Origin of the sequence: Actinocrinis sp., from assembly GCF_035650855.1 — a bacterium.
GTDB lineage: Bacteria > Actinomycetota > Actinomycetes > Streptomycetales > Catenulisporaceae > Actinocrinis.
In genome coordinates this window covers 1-11,298 of sequence record NZ_DASRGV010000204.1, presented here as the reverse complement: position 1 = coordinate 11,298, position 11,298 = coordinate 1, and the positions used below count along the sequence as shown (strand labels likewise).

Genomic DNA, 11,298 nt, shown 5'->3' with positions numbered 1-11,298 from the left:
AGGCGTGCGTCCTTGAGCGTGCCGTGAAATGTCACATCGAGGTCCGGCACCTGGCAGCTGACAGTCCGCTCCAGTCGGTGCCGGTCACGGCTACTGTCGTCCAGGCCGCCCATCTTCGCGGCCAGTCGGTCCAGGGCCTCCGCGCATTCGCTCTTGGTCGCCACGGCTGGCACCTTACAGCCAGCGGGTCGCGCGGCGCGGTACGGTCAGGGGAACAGCGCGGACAAGCGGATACGCACTGTACGGACACGGTGAGAGGACGGCGGGCAGCATGGACACCGAGGGCGCGGTCGAGGCTGCGGCCGAGGCCGGGAGAGCGCCACAGCCCGAGCCGTTCGCGGTCGTTCCGGAACCCGAGCCGACCGGCCATCCCGACGTGGACGCCGCGCTCGACCGGCTGCGCGAACTGCCCGACCGGCCCACGGGCGCGCACCCGGACCTGTACGACGGCATCCACCAGCGTCTGCAGGAGGCGCTGGCGCAGATCGACCGGCAGGACACGGGCACTCAGGACGCAGGCGCTCAGCGCACGGGCTGATCAGTTCGCGGCGCGTTAGGCGAAAAGCACTAGGCAGACGCTGGCAGTTAGCCGGACAGGCAGGATCCACGATGGCGGGACAGGCGCGGCGACGGCTCGACGCCGAACTGGTCCGGCGCGGGCTGGCCCGCTCCCGCGAGCAGGCGGTCGAGTTGATCGCGGCCGGACGGGTCACCGTCGGCGGGCAGGCCGCCGGGAAAGCGGCGACACAGGTCGAGACCTCCGCCGCGATCGTGGTGGCCGGGGCAGCGGACGGGGAGTCGGAGTACGCGTCGCGCGGCGGGCACAAGCTCGCAGGCGCCCTCGCCGCGTTCGGGCCGCGCGGGCTGGTCGTAGAGGGGCGCCGCTGCCTGGACGCCGGTGCGTCCACCGGGGGCTTCACCGACGTGCTGCTGCGCGCCGGAGCCCGCCAAGTGGTCGCGGTCGACGTGGGCTACGGGCAGCTGGCCTGGCGATTGCAGACCGATCCGCGCGTCGTCGTCGTCGATCGAACCAACGTGCGTGATCTGACGTTGGAGCAGATCGGCGGCGAGGCGGCGGAACTCATCGTCGGCGACCTCTCGTTCATCTCGCTGACGCTGGTGCTGCCCGCCCTCGCCCGCTGCGCCGCACCCGGCGCCGATCTCGCGCTCATGGTCAAACCGCAGTTCGAGGTCGGCCGGGAACGGCTCGGTTCCGGCGGCGTGGTGCGTGATCAGGCATTGCACGCGGACGCGGTACGCACCGTGGCCGACGCCGCCTGGGCGCTCGGCCTGGGCGTGCTCGGCATCACCGCGAGCCCGTTGCCCGGACCGAGCGGAAACGTGGAGTACTTCGTATGGCTGCGTGCGGGAGCCGCGCCACTCGAGGACGAAGAGTTGGCGCGAGCGATCGCCGAAGGGCCTGCCGGAGCCGGTACGCCGCAGAGGACGAATGGACGCGTGAATGAACAGCCGAACGGACACAGGGAGCGTGCGTGACGGTCGACGACAGCGGTGACGAGCGCTCCAAGCGCAGCGTCCTGCTGATCACCCACACCGGCCGCAAGGAAGCCAAGGACGCGGCACGCAAGGTCGCGCACTGGCTCTCCGGCGCCGGGATAGAGGTGCGGGTACTGGCCGGAGAGGTGGACGGCGTCGACTTCGGCCCGACCGCCTGGATCGTCCCCGACGACCGGCACGCCGTGGACGACTGCGAGCTGATCGTGGTCCTCGGCGGGGACGGAACCCTGCTGCGCGGCGCGGAACTCGCCCGCGCGGCGGACATCCCGCTGCTCGGAGTCAACCTCGGCCGGGTCGGCTTCCTCGCCGAAGCCGAACTCGAAGACCTGCACGAGGTCGTCGAACGCATCGTCGAGCAGCGGTACGAGGTCGAAGAGCGCATGACCCTCGACGTGACCGTGATGCAGGGCGGCCGCGTCGTCGGGCGCACCTGGGCACTCAACGAAGCGAGCGTCGAGAAGCGGTCCCGCGAGCGGATGATCGAAGTCCTGATCGAGGTCGACGGTCGGCCGCTGTCCCGCTGGGGCTGTGACGGCGTGGTCTGCGCTACGCCGACCGGCTCGACCGCGTACGCGTTCTCCGGCGGCGGCCCCGTGGTGTGGCCGGACGTCGAGGCGCTGCTTCTGGTGCCCGTCTCCGCGCACGCGCTCTTCGCCCGGCCGCTGGTGGCCGCGCCGTCCTCGCTGCTGGCCATCGAGATCGAAGACGGCTGGGGCGTCGGGCCGGAGGGCAGCGCCGTGCTCTGGTGCGACGGCCGGCGCACGCTGGACCTGCCGCACGGGGCACGCGTGGAGGTACGCCGCGGCGAGCGTTCCGTACGCCTGGCCCGGTTGCACGACGCGCCCTTCACCGACCGGCTCGTCGCGAAATTCGGGCTTCCCATCGACGGATGGCGGGCGCGGGAATAGCGGCGATAGTCGGGTTACCCGACGAGGTCCCCGCTGATCCTCCGTCAGGGGAGTGCTGCGGTAAGGCAGAGCCCGTTGTCCGGGAGTTCCGCTAATCTCACGAGTGTGCTGGAGCAGATGCGCATCCGCGGCCTCGGGGTGATCGAGGACGCCGTACTGGAGTTGTCGCCCGGCTTCACCGCGGTCACCGGTGAGACCGGCGCCGGCAAGACCATGGTCGTCAGCGGGCTGGATCTGCTGTTCGGCGGCCGCGCGGAGACCACGCGGATCAGGCCGGGCGCGGACCGGGCCGTCATCGAGGGCCGAGTGCTCATTCCCGCCGAGGGCTCGGTGGCCCGGCGCGCGACCGAGGCCGGCGCGGCGATAGACGACGCGGAGCCGCGAAGCGACGGCACAGCACAGGCGGAACTGCTCATCGCGCGCGTCGTGGGCGGACAGGGGTCGGCCCAGGGCTCCGGACAGAACGCCGCGGTACGTTCCCGTGCGCATCTCGGCGGCCAGGCGGTTCCGGTCTCAGTGCTCGCGGATCTCGGCGAGGACCTGATCGCAATGCACGGCCAGTCCGCACAGCAGCGGCTCCTGCAACCGGCGCGGCAGCGCGCATCACTGGATAGGTACGCCGGGGACGCGGTATCCCGTCCGCTGGCCGAATACCGCGCCGCATATCAGCAGTACCGCGAAGTCGCCGCACAACTGGAAGAACTGACCACGCAGGCGAAAGAACGGGCGCAAGAAGCCGACGCGCTGCGGTACGGACTCGCCGAATTCGACAAGGTAGAGCCCGTCGCCGGAGAACTCGAGAAACTGACCGTCGAATCGCAGCGACTCGGTAACGCGGAATCGCTGCGCACGGCCGCCGCGACCGCACACGAGGCCCTGGTCGCTACTGACGACGGCACGGGAACCGGCGACGCCTCCTCATTGGTCAACGCCGCGCGCCGCGCCCTGGAGCAGGTGAGCCGGGACGACGCGGCCCTCACGCCCATCGCCGCGCGGCTGGAGGAGCTGTACTGGCAGCTCACCGAGACCGCCACCGACCTGGCCGGCTACCTCGCCGGGATCGAGGCCGACCCGGTGCGGCTGGAAGTAGTCAACCAGCGCATCGGCGACCTGGAGACCCTGTGCCGCCGGCACGGCCCGACCCTCGAGGACGTGCTGGCCTGGGCCGAACAGGCCACCGCGCGGCTGGCCGAACTCGAGGGCGACGACGACCGCATCGAGACGCTCACCGCGCAGCGCGACGAACTGCGCAGCCGGCTGGCCGGCCACGCCGCCGAGGTCTCCGCCGCGCGCCGCGCCGCCGCCGAGAAGTTCGCCGCCGCCGTCACCACCGAGCTGGCCGAACTGGCCATGCCGCACGCGCGCATCGCCGTGCACGTCGCCCAGCGGGAGCTGCCCGCAACCGCCGAGGCTCCGGCCGCGAGCGCGCTTCCGGTGCCGGACCCGGAGACCGGCGCCGAACGGCTGGTCGCCTTCGGCCCCAACGGCATCGACGACGTGGAGCTGCGCCTCGCCCCGCACCCCGGAGCCCCGTTCCTGCCGATCGCCAAGGGCGCCTCCGGCGGTGAACTCTCCCGGGTGATGCTGGCCGTCGAGGTGGTCTTCGCCGGCGCCGATCCGGTACCGACCTTCGTCTTCGACGAGGTGGACGCCGGCGTCGGCGGCAAGGCCGCGGTCGAGGTCGGCCGCCGGCTGGCCAGGCTCGCCCGCACCGCACAGGTCATCGTCGTCACCCATCTGCCCCAGGTGGCGGCGTTCGCGGACCGGCAGCTGCTGGTGCGCAAGGAAAGCGACGGATCGATTACCTCCTCAGGGGTAACCGTGCTGGACGACGCCGAGCGCAGACGCGAGTTGGCGCGTATGCTCTCCGGCCTGGAAGACTCCGAACTCGGTCAGGCGCACGCCGACGAGTTGCTCGCCACCGCCCACGCCGAACGGCGGTGACGCACGGCGCCCCAATGATCCGCGAAGGCGCTCCCGTCCGGGGAGGAATCTCCAGACGACATTCGACGTAACAACCTCGTCACGACCGGCTGAAGGCGTGTTAAGAACTGGTGCAACGGGACGAGCCAGGCCGCACGGGCCTGGCAGGATTGTCCCGATGAGGATCACCGTGCGCCCTCCCGAGCGCGCGGCGGAGCAGGCCGAGCCGCGGCCTGCCCCCGCCGTGGGCGGGCTGACGCGTGTGGACCGGCGCACCAAGAACCTCACCAAGCGGCTGCGGCCCGGTGAGATAGCGGTCATCGACCACCAGGACATCGACCGGGTCGCGGCCGAGGCGCTGGTGGCCTGCCGCCCGGCCGCCGTGGTCAACGCAGCGGCCTCGATCAGCGGCCGATACCCGAACCTCGGCCCCGAGATCATCGTCTCGGCCGGCATCCCGCTGATCGACGAGGTCGGCCCGCAGGTGATGAACCTCGCGCGCGAGGGCGAGCAGCTGCGCGTCGAGGGCAACGTGCTCTTCCGCGGCGAGACCCCGCTGGCGGCGGGCAAGGTGCTGGACATCCCCACCATCCTGGACGCGATGGAGGAGGCCCGCGCCGGCCTGTCCGAGCAGCTGGAGTCCTTCGTCGAGAACACGATGGAGTACCTGCGCAAGGAGCGCGACCTGCTGCTCGACGGCGTAGGCGTGCCCGACGTGCGCACCGACTTCGACGACAGGCACGTGCTGATCGTGGTGCGCGGCTACCACTTCCGGGAGGACCTGAAAGCGCTGCGGCCGTACATCCGCGAGTACCGGCCGATCATGATCGGCGTGGACGGCGGCGCGGACGCGATCCTGGAGGCCGGCTACAAGCCGCATATGATCGTCGGCGACATGGACTCGGTCTCCGACGAGGCGCTCACCTGCGGCGCGGAGGTGGTCGTGCACGCATACCGGGACGGGCGCGCCCCCGGCCTGGAGCGGATGAGCCGCCTCGGCCGCGACTGCGTCGTCTTCCCGGCCGCCGGCACCAGCGAGGACGTGGCGATGCTGCTGGCCGACGACAAGGGCGCCAAGCTCATCGTCGCGGTCGGCACGCACGCGAACCTGGTGGAGTTCCTGGACAAGGGGCGCGGCGGCATGGCCTCCACCTTCCTGACCCGGCTGCGGGTCGGCGGCAAGCTGGTGGATGCCAAGGGCGTCTCCCGCCTCTACCGCAGCCAGATCTCCTCGGCCTCGCTGCTGCTGCTGATCAGCGCGGCGCTGGTCACCATCATCGCCACGGCCCTGGTCTCCCCGCTCGGCGGGCTGTACTGGCAGGTCCTGCGCGGATACTGGGACTCCTTCGTGTTCTGGCTGCAGGGGCTGTTCTCGTGATCGACTTCCGCTATCACGTGGTGTCGATCGTCGCGGTGTTCCTGGCGCTGACGGTCGGCCTGGTGCTGGGCGCCTCCTTCCTCAGCAAGGCGCAGATCGCGTTCCTCAACGGGCAGATCACCAACGCCACCAACGCCAAGAACCACCTCGAGGCGCAGCAGCGGACGCTGGCCGCCGAGAACAACCACCTGAGCGACTACATCGACGGCACCAAGAACAACCTGGTCAGCAACCAGCTGTTCAACGCCGGCGTGGTGGTGGTGCGCGCCGCCGGGTTCAACCAGGACCACGTCAACGCCACGCTCGCGCTGGCCAAGCAGGCGGCCGCGACGATCACCGCCGACATCACGGTCAACCCCACCTTCGCCGACCCCAGCAGCGCCTCCTCGCTGCAGCAGCTCGTGGCCGACTACGCGCCGCGCGGACAGCAGATCCCCGGCGGCGACGCGGTGACTCAGGCGGTCAACCTGCTGGTCGAGGCGCTGACCGCGCAGGCGACCACGACACCCGCGTTCGCCGGCTCCGCCTCGGCGTCGCCGTCGGCCACACCGACGACGATGACGCCGTCCTGGGCGGTGCGGACTCTTCAGGAGTTCAAGGCCATCGGCGTGATCAGCGTGACGACGATGCCCAGCGCCGCAAACGCGCTCAAGCCGACCGCGGCGTTCATCGCCGCGCCGGAGGCCTCGCAGGCGGACGCGCAGAACGCCCTCTACGTGTCACTGGCGCAGTCCCTGCACACCGCGGACGTGGGCCCGGTGATCGGCGGCGCGGCGGCCGACGCGGAAACCGGCGGCGTCATCAGCGCGGTCCTCAAGAACGCGACCGCGGCCAAGACCGTGTCCACCGTCGACGACATGGACGACACCATCGGCCAGGTCGCCGTGGTGTTCGTGCTTTACGACGAGAGCGCGAACGGCACCGCGCCGGCCGGGCATTACGGTATGACCGGCATTACCGACGGCCTGTTGCCGAAATTGCCGAACCTGCCCCCGGTACCCTCGCCGAGCGCAAGCTAGGACTGCCGCCCGGCGCAGCCGCGCCGCCGCGGATTGAGAAAGAACGGACAGGCCGATGTCAAAGGGGCTCGAGAGCAACCGGGCTTTCGCGGCGAAGATCACCGCCACCGCGCCCAAGCTGCTCGCCGCCGCGCTCGGCGCGGCGGCGGCCCGCCTAGCCTTCACCGCGGCGCGCGGCGCGGTCACCGAGGGAGCCGGCCGCGGCCGCGATCCGAAGCTGTGGAACCGCACCAACCACCGCGGCGAGCCGGTCACCCTGCTGGAAGGCCCCGCCTACGCGGCAGGCGCGGCGGCCGCGCTCGCGCTCACCCCCGGGGTGCCGCGCAGGCTGCGCACCGCGGCCGTCGGCGTCGCGGCCAGCGCCGGTGCGTTCGGCGTCTATGACGACCTTTACGGCAACGGCGACCGGCGCGGGATGCGCGGCCACCTCAAGGCGCTGGCCAAGGGCGAGCTGACCACCGGCGGCGTGAAGATCGCCGGCATCGGCGGCGCCGGCCTGCTGGCCGGGGCGCTGGTGCGCCGCGGGCCCGGCGACACCCTCGTGGACAAGTTGCTCGCCGGCGTCACCATCGCGGCCGCCGCCAACGCGGTCAACCTGCTCGACCTGCGGCCGGGCCGCGCCATCAAGGCCGCCGCCATCGCCGCGACGCCCGCGCTGCTGCGCGACGGCACCACCCCGGGCGCGGCCGCGGTGCGGTGCGCGGGCCTCGGCGCGGCGCTGGCGCTGCTGCCCGAGGACCTCGACGAGCGGGCCATGCTCGGCGATGCGGGGGCGAACGCGCTCGGCGCGGTGCTCGGTACGGCCGCCGCCGCCTCGGCCACCCGCGCGGGCCTGGTCTGGCGCGCGGCCGCGCTCACCGCGGTGACCCTGGCCAGCGAGAAGGTCTCCTTCACCAAGGTGATCGCGAACACCCCGCCGCTTCGAGCGCTGGACGGACTCGGCCGACGTGCCTGACCGCCCCGCCCCGCTGCCCTCCGTCGACGATCCGCTCGTACAGCCCGTCGCGCCGATCGACACGCGGCTGGTTGCGCCTGCGGAGGAGCGGGTAGGGCGCGACGATGGCAGGGCACAGGACCGCGGCGAACCGCTTACCGGCGAAGCGCTATTCGACGATGTTGTACGCGACGACGCAACGACCGAAGACGAGGCTGGGCTCTACCGCGCCTCGGCTTTCGTGCAAGAGGGCATGAGTTCCCAGACGCTAGCCACCCAACGTGCGGCACGTAGACGCGCGGCGGTGCGTTCCGTCGCAGGCGGCGCCGCGATGATCGCCGCTGTCACAGTGCTCTCACGCACCGTCGGGTTCCTTCGCACGCTCGCCTTCTCACACACCGTCGGCACGCAGGCGCTCGCCGACGCGTACAACACCGCCAATCAGATCCCGAACACGGTCTTCGACATCGTCGCCGGCGGCGCGCTCGCCAGCGTCGCCGTCCCGCTGCTGGCCGGTCCGCTCGCCCGCGGCGAGCGCAAATACGCCGAGTCGGTCATCTCCGCGCTGCTGACCTGGACCGTCGCGGTCCTGCTGCCGCTCAGCCTGGCCGGGATCGCGATCTCGGGGCCGCTCGGCCAGCTGCTGGCCGGCAACCACGCGCCGCTCGGCGCCTACGCCGCGACGGTCAGCCGGTTCCTGGTGCTGTTCCTGCCGCAGATCCCGCTGTACGGCGTCGCGGTGGTCCTCTCCGCGACTCTGCAGTCAGACCGGCGGTTCCTGTCGCCCGCGCTCGCCCCGCTGCTCTCCAGCCTCGTGGTGGTCACCACCTACCTGCTGTTCGGCGCGTTCGACCCGACCGCCGCCGGAGGGTCGCTCGGTTCCCTGAGCTACCGCTCCCAGTTGTTCCTCGGCCTGGGGACCACACTCGGAGTCGCCACGCTGGCGCTGAGCCTGCTGCCCGCAGTACGCCGCACCGGCCTGCGGGTACGGCCGGTGTTCCGCTTCCCACCCGGCCTTGCCCGCAGGGCTCGGCACCTCGCGGTGGCTGGGGTGGCGACGCTCGCCGCTCAGAACGTCGTCGTGCTCGGAGTCGTCCTGCTCACGAGCCACACCCGCGCGGCCACCGGGTCGTTGACCGTCTACACGTTCAGCTGGGCGGTCTTCGTGCTCCCGTACGCGGTCCTTGCGTTACCGATCGCGACGACGGCCTTCACAGACCTGGCCGCGCGCGCCGACAGCGGGGACGTTGAAGGCTTCCGCAGCGGCGTCGCGACAACCAGCCGCGCGGTACTCATCGCCGCGTGCGGTGGCGCAGCGCTGCTCGTCGCGACCGCATGGCCGATGTCATACCTGTTCATCTCCGCGCCGACCGGCCCGCGCCCGGCGATGATGGCTTACGGGCTGCTCACCTTCGCGCTCGGACTGCCCGGGTACGCGGCGATCGCGCACCTCGGCCGCGTCCTCTATGCGGGAGGCCACAGCCGCGACGCCGCCGTGGCCACTGTCATCGGCTGGCTGACCGTCCTTGCCGCGGACTGGATCCTGATCTGGCGCTTCCCGCCGCAGCAGGCCGTCGCGGCGCTCGGCCTCGGCAACGCCTGCGGTATGACGGTCGCCGGAATCCTGCTGCTCGCCGCGACGCGCCGGTACCACGGACCCGGCACCTTCGCCGGGCTGCCGCGCGCCGCCGCGGTCGGGGCGATCGCGGCCGCAGCGGCCGGCGCCGCGGGCTGGCTGGTGGCCGGCCGGATCGGCCCGACCGGATCCGCGCCCGCGCTGGTGACCGGGGTGTTCTGCGCGCTGGTCGCCCTCGTCGTGTTCGCGGCGGTGAGCCTCGCGCTCGACGACGGCGACCTGCGGCCGCTGCTGTCGCGCGCGGCGCGGTGGTGCTCGGCGAGGGCAACCCCGGCCGCCCGCGGCAGAGCGCGCCCAGGGCGCGACAGCGCCGATCGGGAGCAGGACCGGTGAGTTCGCGGATCGCGCTGGTACTGGGCACGAGCACCGGTGGCATCGGTGCGCACGTGCACGACCTGGCGGCCGGACTGGTGGCCCGCGGCGACCAGGTCACCGTCATCGGACCGGCGCAGACCGACGAGCACTTCGGATTCGCCAAAGCGGGCGCGGACTTCCATCCCGTGCCGATCGCCGCGTCGATCAACCCGCCGCGCGATATCGCGACAGTAAGGGCCCTGCGCGCGGCCTTCGCCGAGGCGAACGCAGCGGTCGTACACGCGCACGGCGTGCGTGCGGGAGCGCTAACCGGGCTCGCGTTAGGCCGCGCGAACGGCAGCCGCACGCCCAGCGTCGTCACGCTGCACAACGCGATGCTCGCCACGGGCATCAAAGCGCGCCTGCTTGCCCGCTTGGAGAGGCTTGCGGCACGCCGCGCGAACGTGGTGCTGGGCGCCTCAGCCGACCTCGTCGAACGCGCACGCGTCCTCGGCGCCCGTGACGCGCGACTCGGCCCGGTACCAGCCCCACCGCTGCCGGAACCGACCAGGCCTCGGGCCGACATACGCGCAGAGCTCGGCATCGGCAGTGAAGGCAATCCCGGCGCGCCTGAACGGATCCTGGTACTGGCGGTCGGCCGTCTCGCCCCGCAGAAGGACTACGCGACGCTGCTTCAAGCGGCGCGGATCTGGCAGGGCGCCTGGGAACTGACGGACTCTCCGCAGTCGGTGCCGCGGCTGGCCATCGCCGGAGAAGGCCCGCTGCGCGCGGAACTCCAAGCCGAGATCGACCGCCGTCAGCTCGACGCAGCGCTGCTCGGCCACCGCACCGACGTGGCGAACCTGCTGACGGCCGCCGACGTGCTGGTGCTCTCCTCCACCTGGGAAGCGCGCGCACTGGTCGTACAGGAGGCGCTGCGGGCCGGCGTGCCGGTCGTGGCCACCGCGGTCGGCGGCACACCGGAGCTGGTCGGCGACGCGGCGATCCTGGTGCCGCCCGGCGATCCGCACGAGATCGCGATCGCGGTCCAGCGGCTCGCCCAGTACCCGGACGACCGGGCCCGATTCGCCGCCAGGGGCCGCGAGCGGGCCCGCGCCCTGCCCGACGCCGAGCAGTGCCTGACTCAAGTGCGCGCGCTCTACTCGGAGCTCACGGCCTCGGTGAAGCGGTGACCGCAGGGGAGCGGGGCCAGCTTTAGCGGTGCCTGGCGCGCCTCGAGATCCCGCATCGCCTCAACGGTGCGCTCATCGGCCGCGAGGTAGACGATCATGCGCAGCCCCGGCGTGCCGTGCAGCCCCAGGCTCATCGTGGTGAACTCGAGCTTGCCCGCCAGCGGGTGGTTGAAGATCTTGTTGCGGGTGCCGTAGCCGGCCACCTCATGCTGCGCCCACAGCCTGGCGAACTCCGGGCTGCGGTCGAGCAGGTCATTGATGAACTGCTCCCATTACGGCTCGCCGACATGGTGCGCGTAGGCGGCGCGCAAAGTGGCCACGATCCTCGGTGCCTCCTCGGCCCGGTTCACGTAGGGATGGCAGCAGCCCGGTGACGTGAACACGCTCCACACGGTGTTGCGGTACTTGCCGCGGAAGTTCTCCAAGCCCGGGAACATCAACTGATAAGCGGCATTCCACGCGAGCAGGTCGAAGCGTTCGTTGATCACGCACGCG

The 11,298-nt window shown here is 71.8% G+C and carries 9 protein-coding genes and 1 pseudogene; 9 read left to right on the top strand and 1 reads right to left on the bottom strand.

The window, feature by feature from the left end; translation table 11 throughout:
• Nucleotides 1-271 precede the first annotated feature (271 nt).
• The 9 genes from VFB40_RS14765 (at nucleotide 272) to VFB40_RS14725 (ending at nucleotide 10,803) form a co-directional block, all read left to right on the top strand.
• Nucleotides 272-538 (top strand): hypothetical protein, encoded by a 267-nt coding sequence (locus VFB40_RS14765; protein WP_324851007.1) that lies wholly within the window; start codon nucleotides 272-274, stop codon nucleotides 536-538.
• Nucleotides 539-609: 71 nt separating this feature from the next.
• Complete coding sequence (locus VFB40_RS14760) at nucleotides 610-1,497, top strand: TlyA family RNA methyltransferase (protein ID WP_324851005.1); 888 nt, start codon at nucleotides 610-612, stop codon at nucleotides 1,495-1,497.
• Entirely contained in the window at nucleotides 1,494-2,426 is a 933-nt protein-coding gene (locus tag VFB40_RS14755) for an NAD kinase (RefSeq protein WP_324851003.1), read from the top strand. The genes VFB40_RS14760 and VFB40_RS14755 overlap by 4 nt, the downstream gene beginning before the upstream one ends.
• Before the next feature lie 117 nt (nucleotides 2,427-2,543).
• Nucleotides 2,544-4,370, top strand: a complete 1,827-nt coding sequence (recN, locus tag VFB40_RS14750) for a DNA repair protein RecN (protein ID WP_349261480.1) — start codon at nucleotides 2,544-2,546, stop codon at nucleotides 4,368-4,370.
• A gap of 157 nt (nucleotides 4,371-4,527) precedes the next feature.
• On the top strand, nucleotides 4,528-5,727 hold the full coding sequence (steA, locus tag VFB40_RS14745) for a putative cytokinetic ring protein SteA (protein ID WP_324850999.1): 1,200 nt from the start codon (nucleotides 4,528-4,530) through the stop codon (nucleotides 5,725-5,727).
• Nucleotides 5,724-6,746, top strand: a complete 1,023-nt coding sequence (locus VFB40_RS14740) for a copper transporter (protein ID WP_324850997.1) — start codon at nucleotides 5,724-5,726, stop codon at nucleotides 6,744-6,746. Before steA ends, VFB40_RS14740 begins: the two co-directional genes overlap by 4 nt.
• A 55-nt stretch (nucleotides 6,747-6,801) precedes the next feature.
• The gene (locus VFB40_RS14735; protein ID WP_324850995.1) at nucleotides 6,802-7,701 is read left to right on the top strand and encodes a hypothetical protein; all 900 of its coding nucleotides are present in this window, start codon (nucleotides 6,802-6,804) and stop codon (nucleotides 7,699-7,701) included.
• Between the two features lie 283 nt (nucleotides 7,702-7,984).
• A complete protein-coding gene (gene murJ / locus VFB40_RS14730; RefSeq protein ID WP_324850993.1) occupies nucleotides 7,985-9,649 on the top strand; it encodes a murein biosynthesis integral membrane protein MurJ in 1,665 nt (554 codons plus the stop codon).
• Entirely contained in the window at nucleotides 9,646-10,803 is a 1,158-nt protein-coding gene (locus VFB40_RS14725) for a glycosyltransferase (protein ID WP_324850991.1), read from the top strand. Before murJ ends, VFB40_RS14725 begins: the two co-directional genes overlap by 4 nt.
• Here the strand turns inward: VFB40_RS14725 and VFB40_RS14720 are convergent.
• A pseudogene (locus VFB40_RS14720) lies at nucleotides 10,770-11,240 on the bottom strand (MmyB family transcriptional regulator). The gene VFB40_RS14725 and the pseudogene VFB40_RS14720 sit on opposite strands and share 34 nt — an antisense overlap.
• Nucleotides 11,241-11,298 lie beyond the last annotated feature (58 nt).